Here is a 22,411-nt window from a genome sequence, read left to right as displayed (position 1 = left end):
TGCTAGCCTGTCCAAGCATGCCACCTCGATTCCAGACCGAAGGACTTGCCTGGCCCCATGGGAGGACACTCTGCCGACCGGACCGCCACCCCGGCCCCGCAGCTTGACCGCCTGGAGTTCGTCATTCCCAGTGTCATCCCGCGCATGCACGAGCTGTTGCATGAGTTGATGAGCCTGCTCGAAGCCCGCGGCATTGCCGAACCGAACTCCAACATCATCCTCGCGCTGGACGAAGCCATTGCCAACGCCATCAAGCATGGCAACCACGAGGACCCGACCAAGCAGGTTCACGTGGTCGTCGAGTTTGCGAACGACGAAGTTACCTTCACCATTACCGACGAAGGTGACGGCTTCGACCTCAATGCCCTGCCTGACCCCACCGATCCGAGTTGCCTGATGCGTACCTGCGGGCGCGGCGTCATGCTCATCTACCACATCATGGATGAGGTCGAGTACAACGCCCGTGGGAATCAGGTGCGGATGAAGAAAAAGGCGGAACGATAATGGGTACGCCGTCTCCCGGTCGGTCGTCCGAACTGCCGAGCCTGCACCAACTCGCCGATCTTGAGCCTCTCTCCACCGGCGATCTCATTGACCGTGCGGTTCACATCTACCGGCACAACTTTGCACCCCTGCTGGCGCTTGCGGCCATCCCGGTCGTGACCAGTTGCACCGGAACGCTCCTGCTCGCCTACACCTTCACCGGGCTGCGGGAATCGGCCGCCACACTGCCTGTCATGATCCTGGGAATGACCCTTGGTTACTCCCTGACCTACCTGATCAGCCCACTGCTGCTGATGCTCATTACCGGCGGGCTGACCCGGACAGTGGCCGATTTCGTCATGCTCGACGTGCCAATTGGCTTCTGGCGCACCTGGCGCATGGTAGGCGGCCGCCTGTGGCCGCTCATTCTGACGCAACTTATCGGGTATATCCTGTTTGGAATGGTGATCTCGGGCCTGTTCTTCGTTGGGATATTCGTCGTCTGGATAGCCCTGGCCGTGGTACTCCTGCTGTTTAGGTATCTCCCGTCCGTTCTCGCCGGCGGACTTTTCACCCTCTTGCTGTTTGTCCTGATTGCCTTGGGCTTTGTCGCGTATTGTGCCGCTGTGGCGCAGGTTGCGCTCATCCCCAGCGTGGTCATGATTGAGGGCCGTTCGACGTGGGACAGCATCGTTCGCGCCCTGCAACTGGCCCGGGGGACCATCTGGCGGGTTGTCCAGATTACGCTCTTTGACTTAGCCATTGCCTCATCCGCCATCTCGGCTATCGGCATTCCGTTTCTCATCTATGTCATTCTCAATGGCGATTTCGAGGACCTGACCCGTACGCCGACGTGGTTCATCCTGGCCTTCAATGTGGCCGACCAGCTTGGCAAGCTGCTGACCCTGCCCATGGCGACCATTGCCTACTGCCTGCTGTATTTCGACATGCGGGTACGCCGGGAAGGCTATGACCTCGAACTGCTCGGCGCGCGGCTCGAAAGCACTACCGGCGTAGCGCCACGTCCCACCACCCACCGCCCGGTGCCACCGCGAGTCACATCACCACCAACAGAAACGGCCGCCGTCCCCTCCTGAACCGGAAGAAGGGACGGCGGCCCCGGCAGGCGTCGGCTTACGCCGGCTTACGTGCCGTGTTCCCAACTGTTGATGTATTCGACCATCTCGGCCGTAAGCGTATCAATGCGGACGCCCATGGCTTCAAGCTTGAGGGAGGCAATCTCCAGGTCCACCTCTTCGGGCAGGCGGTGAATGGTTTTTTCGAGGCTTCCCGCGTGCTTTTTGAGATATTCGGCGGACAGCGCCTGATTGGCAAAGCTCATATCCATCACGCTTGCCGGATGGCCTTCGGCGGCGGCAAGGTTGATGAGCCGTCCCTCGCCCAGAACGATGACGCGGCGGCCGGTCTCGGCCAGCTCGTATTCCTGTACGAACGGGCGCACATCACGTACCTCACGCGCCATTTCCCTGAGGGCAACCAGGTTCAGTTCCAGGTCGAAGTGGCCGGAGTTGCAGACGATTGCCCCGTCTTTCATGACGGCAAAGTGCTGGCGGTCAATGACATGGCGGTTGCCGGTGACAGTGATGAACACATCCCCCTGCGTAGCGGCTTCGGCAATGGGCATGACCCGAAAGCCATCCATGACGGCTTCAATCGCCCGGATAGGATTGACTTCACACACAATGACGTTGGCGCCCAACCCGCGCCCGCGCATGGCCACGCCCTTGCCGCACCAGCCATAACCGACGACAACCAGAGTCCGCCCGGCCATAAGCAGGTTCGTGGCACGGATTACGCCATCGAGCGTGGATTGCCCCGTGCCGTAGCGGTTGTCGAACATGTGCTTGGTCTGGGCGTCGTTGACGGCAATGACCGGAAACGGCAGAACGCCGCTGGCCTGCATGGCCTTGAGACGCTGAATCCCGGTGGTCGTTTCTTCGGTACTGCCCAGAACGTTGGGCACCAGATCGCTTCGCTCTTTGACCAGTGTCGAGACGACATCCCCGCCATCATCAATGATGAGATGGGGGTTGGTGTCAAGCGCCAGCAGCACGTGCTTGCGGTAGTCGTCGGTGGATTCCCCCTTGCGGGCAAATACCGGGATGCCGAAGTCGGCCACCAGCGAGGCCGCCACATCGTCCTGCGTTGAAAGCGGATTGGAGGCAATCAAAACGGCTTCAGCCCCGCCCGCCTGAAGGGTCCGGGCCAGATTGGCGGTTTCCGTCGTCACGTGGCAGCAGGCAACCAGCCGCAACCCTTCAAGTGGGCGCTCCTTGGCAAACCGCTCCCGAATCAGCCGCAAGACGGGCATTTCACGGTCGGCCCATTCAATACGCTTGCGCCCCAGAGGCGCCAGCGCCAAATCGGCCACGTCATAGTGTTTGACTTGTGCGACACTGGTACTCATTCGATGATGTCCTCGGATTGGAATAAGGAAAAAACCCTGGCAGCCCCTTCACAGCCGGCCCCCCACGGAGCCGGGCCCGGCCGCCAACGACTTGCAGACCACTCACGGGCAGGCAACTCACAGTCCGGCTTCCTTGCGCAGCACCTCGGCTTTGTCGGTCCGCTCCCAGGTGAAACTCTCTTCATTGCGGCCGAAGTGACCGTAAGCCGCCGTTGGAGAGTAAATGGGACGGCGCAGATCGAGGGTTTCAATGATGCCACGGGGCGTCAGGGAAAAGTGCGCGCGGATGAGTTCAACAATGGTTTCCGGGCGAATCTTTCCGGTGCCGAAGGTTTCGACATAAATCGAGACCGGCTCGGCAACGCCGATGGCATAGGCCAACTGCACCTGGCAGCGGTCAGCCAGTCCGGCCGCCACGACGTTCTTGGCGATGTAGCGCGCCATGTAGGCCGCCGACCGGTCCACCTTCGTCGGGTCCTTGCCCGAAAACGCGCCGCCGCCGTGCGGGGCATAGCCGCCATAGGTATCCACGATGATTTTGCGCCCGGTCAGCCCTGTATCGCCCATAGGACCGCCAATGACAAACCGCCCGGTGGGATTGATGTGCAGCCTGGTATCGGCGTCGAGCATGCCGTTGGTGATGACGTGGCGGATGACATGGCGCTCAATGTCCCGCCGGAGTTCATCGGACTTGACCGATTCGGCGTGCTGAGTTGAAACGACCACAGCCGCGACACGGTGTGGTTTGCCGTCCCGGTACTCGACCGACACCTGGGCTTTGCCATCCGGCCGCAGGTACTCCAGTGTACCGTCACGGCGCACCTGCGCCAGGCGCTTTGTCAGCCGGTGCGCCAGTTGAATCGGCAGCGGCATGAGTTCGGGCGTTTCTGTGCAGGCAAAGCCGAACATCAACCCCTGGTCGCCGGCCCCGCCGGTATCCACGCCCATGGCAATGTCCGGTGACTGCGCATTGATGGTGGAAATGACCGAACAGGTCTTGGCATCGAAGCCATACTCGGCATTGTCGTAACCAATCCGCCGGACGACCTCCCGCGCTACCTTCGGGAAGTCCACGTGCGCGGTCGTGGTGATTTCACCAGCGATCACCACCAGTCCCGTCGCCAGCAAGGTTTCACAAGCCACCCGCCCCTGGGGATCGCGGCGGAGCACCTCATCGAGAATGGCATCCGAAATCTGGTCGGCCATTTTGTCGGGATGCCCTTCCGTCACGGATTCAGAGGAAAAAAGAAAGTTGCCGTTGTTCAAAGCCTACCCCTCCACAAATGCGCGGTTTTGGATACGCGCCACACCATCCAGCGCCAGGCCGATGCCCGAAGCCAATCGCCAACCGTCCAGATGCATGCAGCCAAAAACCATCGTTGAAAATCGGGCTGAGTGTTGTTCAAAGTCGGCAAGCGTAACATGTGAAACAAAAACGGCCAACCCGCCGCCCGCCTGACGACACCTCCACTGAATGGAAACCGGGCTGGAGAAGCCCCCCAGCCATGCCTCCCGCCGGTATTTGCCCGTTCGGCAATCGCGTGCGCAGACACGCAGCCAGCCAGGTGCCAACGAATGTCCACCTTTGACCTGCCGACTGGTCCTGGCGATATTGATATCGGGCGCGCGTCACGTGGTAAGCTACGCCTGTCATCTTTGCGCCGCCGCGTCTCCGCGTAACGGTGCCCCATTCCATCCCGGTACTGGTCCCCCATGTCCGTTCATGCGCCTCGCCGCTCCCTTAGCGGCGCCCTCTGGAAACAAGCCACCCCACCGGTTGACGCCGTGAAGTGCCTGACGCAGGCGCTGGACGTTCATCCGCTCGTCGCCACCTGTCTCATCAACCGCGGACTGACGACTCCCGAACAGGCAGCGGCCTTTCTCGCGCCGGATTTGACCCACGTGCCCGACCCGCGCCCGATGCGCAACCTCACAGAAGCCCTGCACATCATCGGGCGGGCCGTGGAACGCCGGGAGCGCATCCGCATTGTGGGAGACTATGACTGCGACGGCACGACCGGGCTGGTCACCCTCCGCAGCGTGCTGCAGCAACTCGGCGTCCAGACCGATGATTTCGTTTCCTATTACGTTCCCGACCGGGAACAGGAAGGCTACGGACTCAACCCCGGCATTATTGAGCAGGCGGCGGCTGATGGCATTCAGGTGCTTGTGTCCGTGGATATTGGCATTACTGCCCACCGCGAATGGGCAATGGCACGCGCACACGGCATCGTCGGCGTGTGCATTGACCACCATACGGCGCTGGGCAGCCAGGTTCCGGCAGATGCCGTCGTCGTGTGTCCGAAACAGGTCGGCGACGCCTACCCGGAAAAAGACCTTGCCGCCTGCGGGCTGGCCTGGCAGATGGCCCGTGCCCTGCTCGGTGAGCGCCCTAATGGAAAAGCTTTTCTCCGCTCCCTGACCAAGCTCGTCGCCATCGGTACCTATGCCGATCTCGTTCCTCTCTCCAGCCCGGCCAACCGGGCCATCGTGGCGGAAGGGCTGCGCGGTCTCAACAGCGGCTCGAAAAATCCTGGACTGTCGGCGCTCATCGAAGTGGCAGGTCTCAAGGAACGTCCCATCGGGGCTGGCGACCTTGGCTTCCGCTTGGGGCCGCGCATCAATGCCGCCGGGCGCATCGAAGGCACGACCGTGGGTGTCATCCAGTTGTTTGACAGTCTCACAGTGGATGAGGCCCGGCAGCGGGCGCAACAGATTGACGCCTGGAATACCGAACGCCAGACCATTCAACGGCAATTGGTGGAACAGCTCGAAGCCCGGATTGCCAGTCAACCGCAGGATGATCCGGTTTATGTCCTGGCCGGCAACCATACCGACGGCTGGCATCAGGGCGTGGTCGGGATTGCAGCCTCGAAGGTCGTGGAAACCCATCACCATCCAGCGCTGGTCTGTAGCATCCGGGACGGTATCGCCCACGGCTCCGGGCGCAGCATCCCCCAGTTCAATCTCATCGAGGCGCTTCAGGCCATTGGCCAGGATGGGCTTTTTCTCCGCTACGGAGGACACCCCGCCGCCGCCGGTTTCTGCCTTCCGGTAGAACGGCTGCCGGAGTTGCAGCAGCGCATCAATGCCTATGCCCGACAGGTGCTGCCGCCGGACGCCCTGACCCGCGTGTACGTCGCCGATGGCGAACTGCCGCTGGGCGAACTGACCCTTCCGCTGGTCGAAAGCCTTGCCAAACTCGAACCCCACGGCATCGGCAACCCACACCCACGGCTTATCCTGCGCGGTCAAATCCTGGAACAGCGCATCCTCAAGGATCAGCACCTCAAGCTCATCCTTGGCGACGGGCCGCACCGGGCCGAAGTGCTGTGGTGGCAGCGGCGGGAATATGCCGAACAGCTCCCCCGGCAGGCAAAAGTCGAAGTGCTCGGCCGGCCGGACATTAACGTGTGGCAGGGCCGAGCCAGCGTCCAGTTCATCGCCACCGACATCCGCCTGGCCACCTGATCACCGGCAACACCGCCCGCCCTTTCAGCCTTCGGTTACAGCCGCTGGATCGAGAATGGCCACGTACGGCAGGTTGCGGTACCGTTCGGCGTAATCCAGTCCAAAGCCAACGACAAACTCGTTGGGGATGGTGAACCCAACATAGGATACTTCCACTTCCCGCTGGCGACGTTCGGGTTTGTCGAGCAGGGCCGCCACCCGCACCGAGGCCGCTTCGCGGCGGCGGAACATGTCGAGCAGGTAGGACAGGGTCAGCCCCGTATCCACGATGTCTTCCACGATGATGACCGGCTGCCCCCGCAGACTGGTGTCGAGGTCCTTGAGCAGGCGCACTTCGCCCGATGACTTGGTCGCCATGCCGTAGCTGGACACAGCAATGAAATCGAGCGTGACGGGCAGGTCAATGGCGCGTACCAAATCGGCCCCAAACGGCACGGCCCCCTTGAGCACCACGACAAGCAGCGGCGCCTGCCCGGCGTAGTCGCGGGTGATGGCCGCGCCCAGTTCCCGAATCCGCGCCTGTATCTGCCCGGTATCAAACAGCACGGTCAACTGCGGCTGGCTGAACTCCGACATAGATTTCTCCCGAATAAAAAGTTGGGCTTACAGCAACGGCCCGGGTGACGCCGGAGCTACGCCGGGGCAGAAGTTTCAGACTCCGACACCCCCGGCGCTGATGCCAGCGTGACCTGGTTGCGCCCATTGCGCTTCGAGGCATAGAGTGCCTGGTCGGCCACCTCCACGAGTTTGTCGGGCGTTGTCACTCCCGGCATGGGAAGGTAGGCCACCCCAAAGCTGGCCGTGATGGGCAGTTCTCCGGCGGTCGTCGGAACGGGACGGGCGGCAATATGCCGGCGGAGGCGTTCGGCGACATCGAGCGCTCCTTTGACCGGCGTCTGTGGCAAAATCACGATGAATTCCTCACCGCCGTAGCGTCCGGCAATGTCGGTATCCCGCAGTTTGCTTCTGACCAGCTTGGACAGGTATTGCAACACCTCGTTGCCGACTTCGTGGCCGTAGGTGTCGTTGACCTTTTTGAAAAAGTCAATGTCAAACATCAGGACACCCATCTGACCATTATCAGCCAGGGTTTTGGCAAAGACCTCAGCCAGTCTGGCCCGGACAGCACGGGCATTGAGCAACCCGGTCAGCCCGTCTATGGTGGCCAGTTCATAGAGCCGGGCCTTTTCGAGCGCCCCGACCAGTTGCTGTCCCAGGGCGCGGAGCATTTCTTCGTCCTGTTCGGAAAAAGCCTGCGGCTGTTGACTGGCCACGCTGATGACACCCAGCACTTTTTTTTCGGCCTCCAGTGGCACGCCCATCCAGGAGCGATAGGGCAGGCGTTCGGTCAGCCACCGGTAGTTGTACAGCGCTGCCTCGCGCTCGATGTCCTGAAGCCGTAGCGCCTGCTTGTGCTGCACGCACCATTCGGCCAACCCCAAGGCGTCCCTTTCGGGCACGAGCGCCACCTGTTCCCCGGTGGAACTGTTCGCCGTCCAGTTGCCGCTCTGCTGAAAATCCAGCATGGTTCCCCGGCGCTCCGACTTTGGGCGGGCCTTTGTCACTGCCTGCCATTCGAGTATCTGTGGCTGGTGGCCATCTTCGGGAAACAGATACACCGCCAGCGAGTCGGCGCGGAACAGGTCGCGCCCTTCCTGATACAACGCTTTGAGCAGTTCCCGGCGGGTTTGCGCCGGGTTGCTCAGGGCGCGCCCGACCCCGACAAGAATCTTCATCTCGGCAATTGTCCGCTGCTGGCGGGCCATAGCCTCGGCCTGTTTGCTCAGCAGCGCCACCAGTGCCACCAGCACCGTGCCCAGCGCCACCACGGGCAGAAAGTCCAGCCGGGCATAGACCACGGCAATCATGATGGACAGCACCACGGTGGCGAATTCAGCGAGAAACGTGATGACCGACTGGGTCGCGCGCACGTCCTGGAGAAACAGTGCCAGCGAGATGCCCCGCGTCCACATGGTCAGAAATGACACGCTCACCCGCATGGCAAAGATGGAAAGGTAGATGAGCGGTATCATCACCAGTTCCCGGAGGCCAAACCGGGGCGCCAGGTGCCATTCGGTGAAATGGCCGGCCTGCTCAACGGTGCTTCCGGTCAGCCCGACGAAGGCGGCGACACCTCCCTGAAAGATGATCTCGCCCAAAACGATCGACCAGTCGCCCATCGGGAGTCGTCGCTGCAAGCGTTCGGCGTGCTGACTGATGGATTCCAGTACACCGGCAAGGCCAAGCAGCGTGATGGTCAGTTCCGTTGGAAAAACCAGCACGAACAACACGACCAATCCGTCTTCAGCCAGCAGGTGGGCGTAGGCGTCCGACCGGCGGCGCAGAAAGGTACACACCATCAGAAGCAGCAGAAATACGGCTGCGGCCAGCCCCTCGCGCTGGCGAAAGAGTCCGAACAGATCAACCCATAAGGCCCCCAGCACTTTCAGTTCGACGACGATGACCAGCGACCAGAAAGCCAGGCCGAGTCCCCATATCAGCAGTTTGTAGGGCAGCCCAAAGGGCGTTCGGGCAAAGCGCGACGGCATACGCAAAGCTCACAGTGTCAGCCCCGGAAGTACGACCTGATCAGGGAAATCAAGGGTGGCAGTGTGGGATGACAATGTAGCAAACACGCCGACAACACACTATCATCTTGTCACGCGCCGTCGTGTGTGGCCGGTGCAACCCCCGACGGACGTTTCCCTGCATACGCCCTGTAAATACATAGCCCTATGTCATCCAAAAAAGCTGAGACCAGACGGCGGACCTCATCGGGTATCGAGCTGAAGCCCTACTACCTGCCTGCCGACGCTCCGCCCCCCACCGACGAAAAGCCCGGCGAGTATCCCTTTACGCGCGGCATTCACGCGACGATGTACCGCGCCAAGCTGTGGACGATGCGGCAGTACGCCGGCTTTGCCACCGCAGCGGAATCCAACGCCCGCTACCGCTACCTGCTGTCGCAGGGCACGACTGGTCTCAGCGTGGCCTTTGACCTGCCGACCCAGATTGGGCTGGACTCCGACTCCCCCCTCGCCCTGGGAGAAGTGGGCAAGGTCGGCGTCGCCATTGATTCTCTCGAAGACATGGCCGTGCTGTTTGACGGCATTCCGCTCGATCAGGTCTCGACCTCGATGACGATCAACGCCACGGCCCCCATCCTGCTTGCCCTCTACATTGCTGTCGCCAAGCGCCAGGGCGTCACACCCGACAAACTCAACGGCACGGTCCAGAACGACATTCTCAAGGAATACATTGCGCGCGGGACGTACATCTATCCGCCCCGCCCCTCCCTGCGGCTCATCACCGACCTGTTTGCCTACTGCGCCCGCGAGGTGCCCAACTGGAACACCATTTCGATTTCGGGCTACCACATCCGGGAAGCCGGGGCGACGGCCGCCCAGGAAATTGCCTTCACGCTGGCCGACGGCATTGCCTACGTCGAAGCCGCCATTGCCGCTGGTCTCGACGTGGATACCTTTGGCCCGCGCCTGTCGTTTTTCTTCAACGCGCACAACAACCTGTTTGAAGAAGTCGCCAAGTTCCGCGCCGCCCGGCGCATGTGGGCCCGGATCATGCGTGAGCGGTTCAAAGCCACCCAGCCCAAGGCGTGGCAGTTGCGCTTCCACACGCAAACGGCCGGCAGCACGCTCACGGCCCAGCAGCCTGAAGTCAACGTCATTCGCACGACGGTGCAGGCGCTGGCGGCAGTGATGGGCGGCACGCAGTCGCTGCACACGAACGGCAAAGACGAGGCCTTGGGACTGCCGACGGAAGAATCCGCCCGGATTGCTCTGCGTACCCAGCAGGTGCTCGCCTACGAGTCCGGCGTCGCCGACGTAGCTGACCCACTCGGCGGGTCCTACTTCATCGAAGCCCTGACCGATGAACTCGAACGACAGGCGACGGCCTACATCGAAAAGATTGACACGCTGGGCGGCATGCTCGCAGCCATTGAGCAGGGCTTCCCGCAACGCGAAATCCAGCAGGTGGCCTTCGAGTACCAGCGCGCCGTGGAGCGGAACGAAGCCATTGTCGTCGGCGTCAACCGCTTTCAGGTCGCTGAAGAGCACCCCATTCCCATTCAGCGCATTGATCCCGAAATCGAACGCGCGCAGGTTGAACGGGTACGCAGTCTGCGGGCACGGCGCGACACAGCTGCCTGCACGGCTGCCCTCGACGCCCTTGAAGCCGCCGCCCGTGGGACAGACAACCTGATGCCCTACATTCTCGATGCTGTTGAACGGTACGCCACCGTAGGCGAAATTTCCGACCGCCTGCGCCGCGTCTTCGGCGAATACCAGGAAACGGTTGTCTTCTAGGCAGGGCCCTCTGTTCCGGGCGGTGTCCCGACGGTCTGAAACCGTATTTCCGGCCGGTGAACCCGGTTTTCTTTCCGCAGCCCATTTCACAGCCATGCTTGCCCTTGATTTCATCCGCCAGCACCTCGACCTCGTTCGTCGCGCCCTGCTCAACCGCCGCACCGATCTCACGCTTGACAGCTTCACCGAACTTGACGCCACGCGCCGGCGGCTGATTGCGGAAGTCGAACAGCGCAGAGCTGCGCTCAACCGGGTCAGTCCCCAGATTGGCGCGCTGCTCAAGGCCGGGCAGCAGGACGAAGCGGAAGCCAAACGTGCTGAAATGCGGGAACTCAAGGCCAGCATTGAAGCCCTCGAAGCCGAACGGGAAAGTGTTGAACAGCGCCTGCAGGAACTCGTGCGCATCATTCCGAACGTGCCCCACGAGTCCGTCCCGGTCGGCGATGAATCGGCCAACCAGGAAGTCGCGCGCTGGGGTGAACCGCGCCACTTCGATTTCCCGCCCAAAGACCACGTCGAACTTGGCACGGCGCTCGGTATTCTGGACCTGGAACGCGCTGCCAAGGTGTCAGGCGCGCGCTTTGCCGTCCTCAAGGGGCTGGGAGCCAAACTGGAACGGGCGCTCATCAGCTTCATGCTCGACCTGCACCTGACCGAGCACGGCTACACGGAAGTGCTCCCACCGTTCATCGTCAATGGCGAGGCCCTGTTTGGCACGGGACAGCTTCCCAAATTCGAGCCGGACCTGTTCAAGCTGACCGATGAGCGTGGTCTGTACCTGATTCCCACGGCTGAAGTCCCGGTCACCAATCTGCACCGGGGTGAAGTGCTCGACGGCGCGCAACTGCCCATCCGGTATGTTGCTTACACGCCCTGCTTTCGCAGCGAAGCCGGCAGTTATGGCCGCGACACCCGTGGGCTTATCCGCCAGCACCAGTTTGACAAGGTCGAACTCGTGGCCTTTGTCAAACCCGAGGACAGCTACGCGGAACTCGAACGCCTGACGGCCAACGCAGAAGCGGTGTTGCAGCGTTTGGAACTGCCCTACCGCAAGGTCGTGCTGGCCACCGGCGATCTGGGCTTTGCGGCGGCCAAAACCTACGATCTGGAAGTCTGGCTGCCCAGCCAGCAGACCTACCGGGAAATTTCTTCGTGTAGCAACTTTGAAGCGTTTCAGGCACGCCGCGCCGACATCCGCTTCCGGCGCGAACCCGGCGTGAAGCCGGAGTTTGTCCACACGCTCAATGGCTCCGGGCTGGCCGTTGGGCGGACGTGGCTGGCGCTGCTCGAAAACCACCAGCAGGCTGACGGCTCGGTGATCATTCCGCCGGCGCTGCGTCCATATCTCGATGGACGTGAACGACTGACTTGAGCCTTGGCACAAAACCGCTCCGGGGAGCGCACATGAGCGAAGTTCCAGTGACGACGGAATCAACGGCCGGGCAGGCAGGCGAAGAGCCGCCCCTGCACGGACGCCTGCACTACAAAATCCTGCTCACCACGCTGCTGTGCGCCGCGCCGCTCATCTTTGGCGTGGACTATCTGTTTTACCGCAACCTGCGGCGCGACAAGATTGCGGAGCAAAGCCGCCAACTACAACACATCGCTGCCACAGTTGCGGTGGTGCTTGATGTGTCCCTCATCCCGTGGGAGCAGGACGCCGCTCCTCCGGTCCTGGAAGCCTTACGGTCACGGCTGCGCGATCTTCAGCGCGCCAACGAACTGGAACAGCCGATTGACCTGTTTTATCGCTGGAACGAGACGTGGATGCCGGTTTTTACAGACCGCCCGCCGGCCCACGAACTGCGCCCGGAAGCCTGGCAGGTCATCCGGCGCCAGGAACCACTGGCAACGGATGTTTACACCGACCAGCAGGGCGCATGGATTTCCGCCTATGCCCCGCTGCGCGCCGGGCCGGAAAGCCCAGTGGTGGGGTTGGTGGCCGTCCACACCCGCGCCGACCGGATGAACATGCTCATCATTGACCACTTCAAGCTGCTGTTTCTGGAAGTGACGCTGACGGGTCTGTTCATCATTGCCTTTTTCTCGCTCATTCTCCGGTACTTCGTCACGCAGCCGCTCGGTCAGCTTCTGGAGGGCGTACGCGCCATGGCGCGGCGCGACTACACCTATCCCATCCCGACCACGGCCAACGACGAACTCGGCGCCCTGGCGCGCGCTTTCGTACGGACGCGCGAGACCCTCCAGCACTACGTCGCTGAGCTGGAATCCTTCGCCCAAACGCTCGAAGAAAAGGTCGAGGAACGCTCCATTGACCTGATGAGCGCCAACCAGGAACTCCTGCTGGCCAACTCCGAGCTGTATGAAAACCAGCGCCAGTTGCGCAAAATCAACGAAGACCTGCGCCGCGCCAATCTGGCCGTAATGGAGAGCAACCGGCTCAAGTCCGAGTTTGTGGCAAACATGTCGCACGAACTGCGGACGCCACTCAACGCCATCATTGGCTACACCTCGCTGCTCCAGCGCGGTCGCTACGGCCCGCTTTCCGAGGCCCAGATGCGGGCGTTGACCCGCATTGCCGAGAATTCGACGAACCTGCTCGAACTCATCAACACCTTCCTGGATTTCTCGAAAATTGCCGCCGGCAAGATGGAAATCCAGGTCAGTGAAGTGGACCTCGTGAAGTTTTTGTCCGAAACCATTACGCCGCTCGAAGCGTTGGCCCGGGCCAAAAGCCTGACCCTGAGCTTCATGTCGCCGCCCCAGGTGCCCTCAGCCCTGACGGACCCAGCCCGGCTGCGCCAGATCGTCACGAATCTGGTCTCCAATGCGCTCAAATTCACCGAACAGGGCAGCGTCACTGTGGTTCTCGACGTGGACCCGGCAGCGGAAACCTTCACCATTGAGGTGCGGGACACGGGAATTGGCATTGCCGAGAAGGACCTGCCGCACATCTTTGAGGAATTCCGCCAGGTGGATGGCTCGGCCACGCGCAAGTACGGCGGCACCGGACTCGGCCTCTCCATTGCCAGGAAAAATGTGCTGCTGCTGGACGGCACGATTGAAGTCGAAAGCGAAGTGGGCAAGGGTTCGGTGTTTCGCGTGCGGCTTCCCCTTCGTCTGCGTGAGCACGAGAAGATGGAGGCCAGCGAAAAACCGATTGCCCTGCCCTGTCCTGCCCCGGACAACCGCATCATTCTATGCATTGATGACGAGCCAGACCTGGCGCAACAGTTGAAAACCATGCTTGACCTGACCAGTTACACGGTCATCAGCGCACGCAACGTCACCGAAGGTCTCGAACTCACAGCCGTGCTACGTCCACGTGTCGTTGTCCTTGACCTGATTTTGCCCGGAATCAGCGGGCTGACCTACCTCGAACGGCTGGCTGAGGACCCTCTGCTCAAGCACATCCCGGTCATTGTTGTCAGCCAGGCCGACCGGCGAATGGCCCAGACCGCCTTCGAGTTTCCGATGGTCATCGGCTACCATCCCAAGCCGCTCGACCGGACGTGGCTGCTCAACAACCTTCAGAAAATCGAACAGGAGACACAGCTTCGCCGCCAGACGGGTCAGGGTGTCGCCAACTCCGTGGAAAACGTGCTGTCATGACGCGCATTCTCGTAGTGGAAGACAACGCCGACAGCCGGGAAATCCTCACCCTGGAGCTGGAAGCTGAAGGTTACGAGGTCTGTGCTGTAGGCGATGGTCTCAGTGCGGTGGAAGCGGCGGCGCAGTTTCAACCCGATGTCATTGTCATGGACATTTCCCTGCCCAACCTGGACGGGCTGGAAGCCACGCGCCGCATCAAGGCGCAACCGGCGTTGGCGCGCGTCCCGGTTATTGCCTTGACCGCACATGCCATGACAGAAGATGAAGCCCGTTTCCGGGCGGCAGGCTGCGACGCCTACCTGGCCAAACCGGCCAGCCCGGAGGCTGTGCAGCGCATCGTACAGCAGCTCCTGGCGCACCCCGACCGTTCCTCCCCGACGCCGTAACGCCCTCCGTCCACCGCACCTGTGCCCTGCCGCCGACAGACGCCCACTGCCTGTCAGCCGCCGCGAGCCGGCTGACAGCTCAAGGTGGACAATTGCTGTCAGATCGTGGAAAGTGGAGTTGCAAGTCTGCATCTGCCGGTTTCAGGCCGGCCTACTTTCCCGTCCCCGCCGGTTGCACATGGGACGATTGCCGAACACCCCACCGCGCATCCTTGTCATAGATGACAATCAGGATGTTCTCGACCTGCTACGCGACGAGCTTACGGCTGAAGGGTACGAAGTCGAAACGGCCGCCGACGGTCTGGCCGGCCTGCGCGCCCTCAAACGCTCCAAACCCGATCTGGTCATTATTGACATCATGATGCCGCACATCAGCGGCCCGGCTGTGATGACGCTCATCGGCGAGAAGGAACACTACCGCGAGCTGCGCGACGTACCGATGATTATCATCTCGGCCCAGTCCAACATCGAGTATGTCCGGGAAGAAGGACTCCCGCTGGGTGAGTCGGATTACCTGATCAAGCCGATAGACTTTGACCGGCTGCACCAGTTGATTCGACAAAAGCTGGCACAGCCACGCACTGAGACGCCTTCCCAGCCCGACGCGGCCCAGACAGCAGGTGTCTGAAATACCGCCGGCTGCTGTGGCAAACAATCCGGCGCAGGTCCGGTTGCAGACTCGGCGGGCAGGTCACACGGGCAGCCTGTTTCCGGCGCTGCATCCGGCAGGAAGGCGGAAAAGCTGCCCGGCAAAACGTACGCTCACACACAAAAGCACATTGCAATCGGCGGGGCCCGGCCTATAATCCTTGGTAGTCTTCCTCCGCCGGCCGGCGCATGTCGGATTCAGAAACGGATTCCCCTCAGCATCATGCGCGGCCGAGATTCGTCGTCGCCCGATGCCCCAAGTCGTCCTGATTCCCGTTGTGTGTCCGTCAGGTGGGAGCGTTTGGGAAACACGTACGTCACCCGGTTTTCTGAGGTCTCATGAGCGTCACCCTGAGTCATCACTTTCTTGCCCGTCGGCTGCACTCGCTGAGTGGTGTGATTCCGATTGGGGCTTTCCTGCTGGAACATCTCTACACCAACTTTCACGCTGTTGCCGGTCCGGCAGCTTTCAATGAAGCGGTTAAAGGGATTCAGGACATGCTGCCCGGACCGTTGTTGCCCCTCGCCGAACTGTTTCTGATTGGGCTGCCGATTGCCTTTCATGCGATTTACGGCGTCTATATTGCCTACACGGCGAAGAGCAACGTGCTGAGCTACGGCTATGCGCGCAACTGGAACTATCTCCTGCAGCGCGTCACTGGCATCATTCTGCTGCTGTTCATCACGGCGCACGTTCTGACGATGCGCTTTGGCGTCGGCGGTCTGGGGCTGGCCGTAGCGCACCATCCCGACCAGGCATTCACCATTGTGCAGTACTGGTTGGCGCAGCCGCTGATCATGGCCTTTTACGTGCTGGGCATCTTCTCGGCGGCGTTTCATCTGGCCAATGGTTTGTGGACGTTTGCCATCGTGTGGGGCATCACCGTCAGCACGCGGTCACAGCAGGCGTTTTCCTATGCCTGTGCCGTTTTCGGCGTAGCTGTGTTCGCCATTGGCGTTCGGGCGGCGTTTGCCTTTGTTCCATAAGACCCGACTTTTCACGAAATCAGAGCACTCATGAGCAACAAACCAAGCATCATTGTCGTGGGCGGTGGACTGGCCGGGCTGATGACAACCATCAAAGCCTGCGAACTCGGTTACACCGTTGATCTTTTTTCTCTCGTCCCCGTCAAACGGTCCCATTCGGTGTGCGCCCAGGGTGGCATCAACGGCGCGGTCAACACGAAAGGGGAGGGGGATTCAACCTACGAGCACTTCGACGACACGATTTACGGTGGCGATTTCCTTGCCGACCAACCGCCGGTCAAGGCGATGTGCGACATGGCGCCGGACATCATCTACATGTTTGACCGCATGGGCGTTCCCTTCTCCCGGACGCCCGAAGGGCTGATTGACTTCCGGCGCTTCGGCGGCACGAAATACCACCGTACGGCGTTCGCTGGCGCAACCACAGGTCAGCAGCTTCTCTATGCGCTCGACGAACAGGTACGGCGCTACGAAGCCGCCGGCAAGGTCCGCAAATACGAAGGCTGGGAGTTTCTCTCAGGTGTCATCGAAAACGGGCGCTGCTATGGCATTACGGCCATGAACCTGCAATCGCTGGAAGTGAAGGCCTTTGCCGGCGCGGCTGTCGTCATGGCGACGGGCGGGATTGGAGCCATTTTTGGCAAGTCCACCAACTCTGTCATCTGCACCGGGAGCGCGCAGGGGGCACTCTACCGGCAGGGCGTCAAATATGCCAACGGCGAGTTCATCCAGGTTCACCCCACGGCCATTCCGGGCGAAGACAAACTCCGCCTGATGTCAGAAAGCGCGCGCGGTGAAGGCGGGCGGGTCTGGGTGCCACGTACGCCGAAGGACCAGCGTGCGCCGAAAGACATTCCGCCTTCGGAGCGGTGGTACTTCCTCGAAGAAAAATACCCCGAATACGGCAACCTTGTTCCGCGCGACATTGCCACCCGTGAAATTTTCCAGGTCTGTCTCGACGGCTATGGTGTCGGCGGCAAGTTTCAGGTCTATCTCGATCTGACGCACATTCCACGCGAACAGCTCGACCGCAGGCTGGGTGGCATTCTGGAAATCTACGAGATGTTTGTCGGCGAGGACCCGCGTGAAACCCCCATGCGCGTCTTCCCCGGCATGCACTACACCATGGGCGGTTTGTGGGTGGACTATGAGCAGCAAACCAACATTGCCGGTCTCTTTGCCGTCGGGGAGTGCGACTACTCCATTCACGGGGCCAACCGGCTTGGGGCCAACAGCCTGCTGTCCTGCGTCTATGCCGGCATCATCGCCGGGCCGGCCGCCGTCAACTTTGCCAAGAACAACTCCACCAAAGACCTGCAAGACCCCATTTTCGAGCGTGAGCGCGCCCGGCAGGCGGCAATCAATGAAGCGCTCAAAACGAAGCGGGGCACGGAAAACCCACGGGTGCTGCACGAAGAACTGGGACGCCTGATGACCGAGAACGTCACCGTCATCCGGTACAACGACCGCCTGCGGTACACGGACGAAAAAATCCAGGAACTGCTCGAACGCTACGAGCGCATCAACCTCAACGAGCAAAACTACTGGGCAACGCAGGCTATTCCACACGCCCGCCAGTTGGAAAACATGCTTCACCTGGCGCGTGTTATCACACTGGGCGCGCTCAACCGGGATGAATCCCGTGGCGCACACTACAAACCCGACTTCCCCGAACGGGATGACGAGCGGTTTCTGAAAACGACGATTGCCACCTGGACCCCGGAAGGACCGCAACTGACCTATGAAGATGTTGACATCAGTCTCATCAAGCCGCGCAAGCGTGACTACTCAAAGAAGAAAGCGGCTTAGCGCCCGTCCGCGCCCGTGGCTTGGCCGGCTGCTGGTCACGGGCACGATGGGCAGTTGGCTTCTGCTGCTTCCGGTGGGCGTGACTTCCCCGTTCAAGGCTGCGTCGGGAATGGTCCCACGTGAGCCGCTTCAGGCGTTTCCGCTGGACAGCCTGCCGGCGGCCGCCCGTGGACTGGTCAAAGGCCGCTTCAAACAGGGCTTCCGCTGGAATGACCTCGATGGCGAAAACTATCTGATTCTGACGGAGACCGGCCCGTTTGAGACCCCGGGCCAAAGACGGCGTCAGGACTTCGATGCCGGTCAGGACGCCGAGCTGTATGCCCACCGCTTCGTCAACGTCAACGGTCAGTTCTCACTGGTCTGGCAGGTGAGGGATTTCGTCCGTAACTGTCCGCTCGACATCACGGCGGAATTCCTCACGGCGGCAACCGAAGTGACGGACCTCGACAACGATGGCTTTGCGGAAGCCTGGGTGATGTACAAAACCGCCTGCCGCAGTGATGTCAGTCCGGCGACGCTCAAGCTCATCATGTACGAGGTCAACCAGAAATATGCCATGCGCGGCACGACCCGCATCGCGCTGCCGGAGGGTTCAGTCGGCGGAGAAAAGACACCGGATGCCAGGCTGCGTGCCAACCGCGCGTTTCTGCGGCATGCCGAACGCAAATGGAAGCAGTTTTACGTGGAAATCTTTCAGTAACGAGTCACGGCCCGGAGCCTGAAGAGAGCCGAAGGGCCGTGACATTCAAGGCTGTGCCGCTGGCACGTCCAAAGAGATAACCTGATGCCGCCCCCCGGAATGGAGATGGCTCGATGACCCGTGAAAAGATTGTTCTCAAAATCAAACGCCAGGATGCACCCGGCAAGCCCGCCCGGTGGGAGGAGTTTGCGCTTCCCTACCGCCCGAACATGAACATCATCAGTTGCCTGATGGAAATCCAGAAAAATCCCGTCACGGCTTCCGGCCAGGCGACCACGCCGGTGGTGTGGGAGTGTTCCTGTCTTGAACACGTTTGTGGTTCGTGCTCGATGGTCATCAACGGCAAGGCACGTCAGTCGTGCAGCACGTTGGTGGACAAGCTCGAAGACGGCCCCATCACGCTCGAACCGCTGACCAAGTTTCCGGTTATTCGGGACCTTCAGGTTGACCGCTCACGGCTTTTCGAGGACCTCAAGAAGGTCAAGGCATGGATTCCCATTGACGGCACGTACCCGATGGGTCCCGGCCCCCGGCTCGACCAGAAAACCACGGAGATTCGCTACAAGCTCTCCACGTGCATGTCGTGTGCGGTGTGCATGGAAGTGTGTCCGCAGTACAACGAACGGTCTTCTTTCGTCGGGCCTTCGGTGCTCAATCAGGTTCGACTGATGAACCTGCATCCCACTGGAAAGCTCAACCGGGATGAGCGGCTGGAAGCCATCATGGGCGATGGCGGCATTACCGACTGCGGCAACGCGCAGAACTGTGTCAAAGCCTGCCCCAAAAACATTCCGCTCACGGAGTCCATTGCTGATTTGGGACGGCAAACGACGATTCATGGCCTTCTGGGCTGGCTGATGCCCTGACCCACGCACGGACGGATAGGGAATGACAGACATCCAGCAGATCACGGCGCCTGAACTGGCCCGGCGTCTTGCGGCAGGCGACCCCATACAGCTTCTTGACGTGCGCGAGGACTGGGAATATGCGTTCAACCGCATTCCGGGCAGCCGCCTGTGCCCGATGAGCCAACTGCCGGTGTGGGCTGCGGAGCTTGATCCCGCCCAGGAATACGTCATCTATTGTCATCACGGCATCCGCAGCCTGCACGCCTGCGCCTACCTGCGCAGCAAGGGCTTCACCCGTCTGGTCAACCTCATCGGCGGCATTGATGCCTGGTCGCACGAGGTTGACCCGACGGTGCCGCTCTACTGAGGACTGAATCCCGGCAATACGATTACGCGGAACAAATGGGTGGCTGTTGATTGTGTAGGGGCGGTTCGCCGGTAGGGGCGGTTCACGAACCGCCCTGCCCCAGGGCGGCCTGAATGCCCTTCGTCAGCGATTCACGCATGTGCTGGTATTCCGTCCACGACCGGCCGGCGATGAGACCGCCATCCACAACGAGCGCATGCCCGTTGACAAAGCGGGCATCGTCGCTGGCCAGCCACAGGACCGCCTGCGCCACATCCACCGGCTGTCCCGCATGGCGCAGTGGCTGCGCCTGAACCTGCATCGGTGCCATCAGCGGCGCCAGCGCGCGCGCTGCATCCGGCGGAAGACCAAAGGCGCTGCCAAAAATGCCAGTTGCAATAAAACCCGGACAGACACAGTTGACCCGAATCCCCTGCTCGCCCAGTTCCATGGCTACGGAGCGTGTCAGGTGAATAACCGCCGCTTTGCAGGCGCTGTAAATATGCGGTGCATTTCCGGTGCGCAGCCCGGCAATGCTGGCCGTGCTGATGATGTTTCCGGTGTGCCGGGGAAGCATCACCCGCGCCGCATGCTTCATTCCCAGAAAGACGCTGCGCAGCAGCAGGGCAACCGTCGCGTCAAACCCCTCAGCCGGCGTTTCGGCAATAGGCGCTGAAACGCCCTGCGCCCCGGCGTTGTTGTACATCACGTCGAGCGCGCCAAACCGGGCAACGGCAAAATCCACCAGTGCCGCGATGTCCGATTCCTGGGTGACATCCGCCCGGCAGTAGGCGGCCCGTTCACCGAGTTCGGCCGCAATGGCGGCACCACGTTCATCCTGGATGTCGCTCAGGACGACCGAAGCCCCTTCGGCGTAAAACAGACGCGCTGTGGCCTCGCCAATTCCACTGGCGGCGCCGGTGACAACCGCCACTTTTCCATCGAGTTTACCCATGCTGTGACTCCCATCGGACTTGAAATGCTGACTACTGACCACCAAAAAAACGTTTGATGCGTTCCCACAGCGTCGGCTTGGGAACATCGAAAGGTTGGTTGAACTCCGGGATCGGCGCTGGTTCCTGGAATGACTCCGGGGGACGGGACTCCCGCAGGCTGCGCAGACGGCTCGCCATGGGCGTCTCCAACTCGGGCGGCGGGGCAGACATTTCCTCACCTGGGTCAGGACGCGGAGGAGTTGGCATCGGACTGGGACGATTCGCCGGGCGGGTGTCGCCCGAAGCCGGACGCCGTGCCTGGCCGCTACGCAGACGGGATGGGGTTTCATCTTCCACGGTGGACTGGCTCCTTTCAAAAACATCAGCGATCCAGAGCAATGCGCGGGTCAAGGAGCCGGTACAGCAGGTCCGTCAGCGTATTGACCGCCACATACGTCAGCGCAATGGCCAGCAGATTGGCCTGCACCTGGTTGTATTCGCGTTCGTTGATGGCCCGTACCGTAAGATCACCGACACCCGGCATCGCAAAGATGGTTTCGGTGACAATTGCCCCTGTCAGAATGATACCGAACTGCAATCCGATGATGGTGACAACCGGAATAAGACTGTTTTTGAGGACGTGTTTGAACAACACGACCCGTTCGGGCAGCCCCTTGGCGCGCGCCGTGCGGACATAATCTTCGCCCAGTTCCTCAAGGACGCTGGAACGCACCAGGCGCGTCAGAATCGCTGCCATGGCGAGGCCCAACGTCGTCGCCGGCAGGATGAAATGTTCCAACCGTTCGCTCCCGGAAACCGGCAGCCAGTCCAGATACACTGCGAAAATGAGAATGGCCAGCGGCCCGATCACGAAGTTGGGCAGCGCAATCCCCGCCAGCGACACCACGGAGATGACCGTATCCAGCCAACGCCCTCGCGCGACAGCGGCCGCAATCCCCAGCGGAATGGCAACAACAACGGCCACCAGCATGGCGGCTCCTGCCAGTTTGAGCGTTGTCGGATAGCGGTTCAGCAGTTCCTTCACGACGTTTTTGCCGCCGAAGGTCTCCCCCAGGTCGCCACGCAGCAGGCCCCGGTGCTTGTCCAGTCCATCCTTGGTCGGCGCGCCGAGCCAGAGCCGGACGTACTGTTGCCACAGCGGCAGGTCGAGGCCGTGCTTGTGACGCAGCGCCTGGATGTCTTCAGGCCGGGCGCTGTCCCCAAGGTACATCACCACGGGATCGCCCGGCACGAGGTGGATGAGCAGAAACACCAGCGTCACCACGGCCCACATTACCGGCAGGACAACCGCCATGCGCTTGAGAAACGAGAGGAAAAACGAAACCAGCATGGTCATCAGGCAAGCGACCCGGAGCTTACCTCTGCAAACCTTGCCCGCCAGATTGACGCGCGGCGTGCGACAAAGCAGAAAACGCGGCAGGGTGGCGCGTCAAAAAAGTGTACAACCCACG

Annotated in this window: 20 protein-coding genes; 13 read left to right on the top strand and 7 right to left on the bottom strand. The window is 61.3% G+C overall.

The genetic code is table 11. The features are described from left to right. The first annotated feature begins 57 nt into the window (after positions 1-57). On the top strand, positions 58-504 hold the full coding sequence (locus J8C01_RS02800) for an ATP-binding protein (RefSeq protein ID WP_014099064.1): 447 nt from the start codon (positions 58-60) through the stop codon (positions 502-504). After that, complete coding sequence (locus tag J8C01_RS02795) at positions 504-1,580, top strand: hypothetical protein (protein WP_211432301.1); 1,077 nt, start codon at positions 504-506, stop codon at positions 1,578-1,580. The genes J8C01_RS02800 and J8C01_RS02795 overlap by 1 nt, the downstream gene beginning before the upstream one ends. Before the next feature lie 47 nt (positions 1,581-1,627). Here J8C01_RS02795 and ahcY read toward each other — a convergent pair whose 3' ends face one another. After that, positions 1,628-2,911 carry an adenosylhomocysteinase gene (gene ahcY / locus J8C01_RS02790; protein ID WP_014099062.1) on the bottom strand — a complete coding sequence of 428 codons (1,284 nt, stop codon included), beginning with the start codon at positions 2,909-2,911 and terminating at the stop codon, positions 1,628-1,630. Positions 2,912-3,028: 117 nt separating this feature from the next. Beyond that, positions 3,029-4,117 (bottom strand): methionine adenosyltransferase, encoded by a 1,089-nt coding sequence (gene metK / locus J8C01_RS02785; RefSeq protein ID WP_249355483.1) that lies wholly within the window; start codon positions 4,115-4,117, stop codon positions 3,029-3,031. Positions 4,118-4,696: 579 nt separating this feature from the next. Here metK and recJ point away from each other — a divergent pair. After that, positions 4,697-6,382, top strand: a complete 1,686-nt coding sequence (recJ, locus tag J8C01_RS02780; protein ID WP_211432299.1) for a single-stranded-DNA-specific exonuclease RecJ — start codon at positions 4,697-4,699, stop codon at positions 6,380-6,382. 24 nt (positions 6,383-6,406) lie between these two features. Here recJ and hpt read toward each other — a convergent pair whose 3' ends face one another. After that, positions 6,407-6,958: a hypoxanthine phosphoribosyltransferase gene (gene hpt, locus J8C01_RS02775; RefSeq protein ID WP_211432298.1), complete on the bottom strand. Its 552-nt coding sequence runs from the start codon at positions 6,956-6,958 to the stop codon at positions 6,407-6,409. Between the two features lie 56 nt (positions 6,959-7,014). Next, positions 7,015-8,931, bottom strand: a complete 1,917-nt coding sequence (locus J8C01_RS02770) for a sensor domain-containing diguanylate cyclase (protein WP_211432297.1) — start codon at positions 8,929-8,931, stop codon at positions 7,015-7,017. Positions 8,932-9,117: 186 nt separating this feature from the next. Here J8C01_RS02770 and J8C01_RS02765 point away from each other — a divergent pair, with 186 nt between their 5' ends. From J8C01_RS02765 to J8C01_RS02720, 10 genes are all read left to right on the top strand, one after another. After that, a complete protein-coding gene (locus tag J8C01_RS02765; protein WP_211432296.1) occupies positions 9,118-10,707 on the top strand; it encodes an acyl-CoA mutase large subunit family protein in 1,590 nt (529 codons plus the stop codon). Between the two features lie 94 nt (positions 10,708-10,801). Further along, positions 10,802-12,079, top strand: a complete 1,278-nt coding sequence (gene serS, locus J8C01_RS02760) for a serine--tRNA ligase (RefSeq protein WP_041569046.1) — start codon at positions 10,802-10,804, stop codon at positions 12,077-12,079. A gap of 32 nt (positions 12,080-12,111) precedes the next feature. After that, positions 12,112-14,280, top strand: coding sequence for a hybrid sensor histidine kinase/response regulator (locus J8C01_RS02755; RefSeq protein WP_211432295.1), 2,169 nt, complete (start codon positions 12,112-12,114; stop codon positions 14,278-14,280). Continuing rightward, entirely contained in the window at positions 14,277-14,666 is a 390-nt protein-coding gene (locus J8C01_RS02750; RefSeq protein WP_014099053.1) for a response regulator, read from the top strand. Before J8C01_RS02755 ends, J8C01_RS02750 begins: the two co-directional genes overlap by 4 nt. Positions 14,667-14,844: 178 nt before the next feature. Then, positions 14,845-15,294: a response regulator gene (locus tag J8C01_RS02745; protein ID WP_014099052.1), complete on the top strand. Its 450-nt coding sequence runs from the start codon at positions 14,845-14,847 to the stop codon at positions 15,292-15,294. A gap of 359 nt (positions 15,295-15,653) precedes the next feature. Further along, positions 15,654-16,301, top strand: coding sequence for a succinate dehydrogenase cytochrome b558 subunit (locus tag J8C01_RS02740; protein WP_014099051.1), 648 nt, complete (start codon positions 15,654-15,656; stop codon positions 16,299-16,301). Between the two features lie 30 nt (positions 16,302-16,331). Then, the gene (gene sdhA / locus J8C01_RS02735) at positions 16,332-18,110 is read left to right on the top strand and encodes a succinate dehydrogenase flavoprotein subunit (protein WP_014099050.1); all 1,779 of its coding nucleotides are present in this window, start codon (positions 16,332-16,334) and stop codon (positions 18,108-18,110) included. Positions 18,111-18,156: 46 nt separating this feature from the next. Next, the gene (locus tag J8C01_RS02730) at positions 18,157-18,810 is read left to right on the top strand and encodes a M949_RS01915 family surface polysaccharide biosynthesis protein (RefSeq protein ID WP_014099049.1); all 654 of its coding nucleotides are present in this window, start codon (positions 18,157-18,159) and stop codon (positions 18,808-18,810) included. Between the two features lie 113 nt (positions 18,811-18,923). Then, positions 18,924-19,676 carry a succinate dehydrogenase iron-sulfur subunit gene (gene sdhB, locus J8C01_RS02725; RefSeq protein WP_014099048.1) on the top strand — a complete coding sequence of 251 codons (753 nt, stop codon included), beginning with the start codon at positions 18,924-18,926 and terminating at the stop codon, positions 19,674-19,676. 22 nt (positions 19,677-19,698) lie between these two features. Continuing rightward, the gene (locus tag J8C01_RS02720; RefSeq protein WP_014099047.1) at positions 19,699-20,025 is read left to right on the top strand and encodes a rhodanese-like domain-containing protein; all 327 of its coding nucleotides are present in this window, start codon (positions 19,699-19,701) and stop codon (positions 20,023-20,025) included. 82 nt (positions 20,026-20,107) lie between these two features. Here the strand turns inward: J8C01_RS02720 and J8C01_RS02715 are convergent, their stop codons facing one another. The 3 genes from J8C01_RS02715 to J8C01_RS02705 are packed head-to-tail and all read right to left on the bottom strand — an operon-like array spanning position 20,108 to position 22,296. After that, positions 20,108-20,959 (bottom strand): glucose 1-dehydrogenase, encoded by an 852-nt coding sequence (locus tag J8C01_RS02715; protein ID WP_211432294.1) that lies wholly within the window; start codon positions 20,957-20,959, stop codon positions 20,108-20,110. A 31-nt stretch (positions 20,960-20,990) separates the two neighbouring features. Then, positions 20,991-21,296 carry a hypothetical protein gene (locus J8C01_RS02710; RefSeq protein WP_148263909.1) on the bottom strand — a complete coding sequence of 102 codons (306 nt, stop codon included), beginning with the start codon at positions 21,294-21,296 and terminating at the stop codon, positions 20,991-20,993. Positions 21,297-21,321: 25 nt separating this feature from the next. After that, complete coding sequence (locus J8C01_RS02705; protein WP_014099044.1) at positions 21,322-22,296, bottom strand: ABC transporter permease; 975 nt, start codon at positions 22,294-22,296, stop codon at positions 21,322-21,324. Positions 22,297-22,411 lie beyond the last annotated feature (115 nt).

This window comes from Chloracidobacterium sp. D (assembly GCF_018304685.1).
GTDB classification, from domain to species: Bacteria; Acidobacteriota; Blastocatellia; order Chloracidobacteriales; family Chloracidobacteriaceae; genus Chloracidobacterium; species Chloracidobacterium thermophilum.
This window is presented reverse-complemented; position numbering and strand designations above follow the sequence as displayed.

Bases quoted from the DNA above. Each gene is read 5' to 3' on its own strand.
- J8C01_RS02800 (WP_014099064.1), top strand. From the start codon at position 58: ATGGGAGGACACTCTGCCGACCGGACCGCCACCCCGGCCCCGCAGCTT.
- J8C01_RS02795 (WP_211432301.1), top strand. From the start codon at position 504: ATGGGTACGCCGTCTCCCGGTCGGTCGTCCGAACTGCCGAGCCTGCAC.
- ahcY (WP_014099062.1), bottom strand. From the start codon at position 2,911: ATGAGTACCAGTGTCGCACAAGTCAAACACTATGACGTGGCCGATTTG.
- metK (WP_249355483.1), bottom strand. From the start codon at position 4,117: ATGGCCGACCAGATTTCGGATGCCATTCTCGATGAGGTGCTCCGCCGC.
- hpt (WP_211432298.1), bottom strand. From the start codon at position 6,958: ATGTCGGAGTTCAGCCAGCCGCAGTTGACCGTGCTGTTTGATACCGGG.
- J8C01_RS02770 (WP_211432297.1), bottom strand. From the start codon at position 8,931: ATGCCGTCGCGCTTTGCCCGAACGCCCTTTGGGCTGCCCTACAAACTG.
- J8C01_RS02765 (WP_211432296.1), top strand. From the start codon at position 9,118: ATGTCATCCAAAAAAGCTGAGACCAGACGGCGGACCTCATCGGGTATC.
- serS (WP_041569046.1), top strand. From the start codon at position 10,802: ATGCTTGCCCTTGATTTCATCCGCCAGCACCTCGACCTCGTTCGTCGC.
- J8C01_RS02755 (WP_211432295.1), top strand. From the start codon at position 12,112: ATGAGCGAAGTTCCAGTGACGACGGAATCAACGGCCGGGCAGGCAGGC.
- J8C01_RS02750 (WP_014099053.1), top strand. From the start codon at position 14,277: ATGACGCGCATTCTCGTAGTGGAAGACAACGCCGACAGCCGGGAAATC.
- J8C01_RS02745 (WP_014099052.1), top strand. From the start codon at position 14,845: ATGGGACGATTGCCGAACACCCCACCGCGCATCCTTGTCATAGATGAC.
- J8C01_RS02740 (WP_014099051.1), top strand. From the start codon at position 15,654: ATGAGCGTCACCCTGAGTCATCACTTTCTTGCCCGTCGGCTGCACTCG.
- sdhA (WP_014099050.1), top strand. From the start codon at position 16,332: ATGAGCAACAAACCAAGCATCATTGTCGTGGGCGGTGGACTGGCCGGG.
- J8C01_RS02730 (WP_014099049.1), top strand. From the start codon at position 18,157: ATGGGCAGTTGGCTTCTGCTGCTTCCGGTGGGCGTGACTTCCCCGTTC.
- sdhB (WP_014099048.1), top strand. From the start codon at position 18,924: ATGACCCGTGAAAAGATTGTTCTCAAAATCAAACGCCAGGATGCACCC.
- J8C01_RS02720 (WP_014099047.1), top strand. From the start codon at position 19,699: ATGACAGACATCCAGCAGATCACGGCGCCTGAACTGGCCCGGCGTCTT.
- J8C01_RS02715 (WP_211432294.1), bottom strand. From the start codon at position 20,959: ATGGGTAAACTCGATGGAAAAGTGGCGGTTGTCACCGGCGCCGCCAGT.
- J8C01_RS02705 (WP_014099044.1), bottom strand. From the start codon at position 22,296: ATGACCATGCTGGTTTCGTTTTTCCTCTCGTTTCTCAAGCGCATGGCG.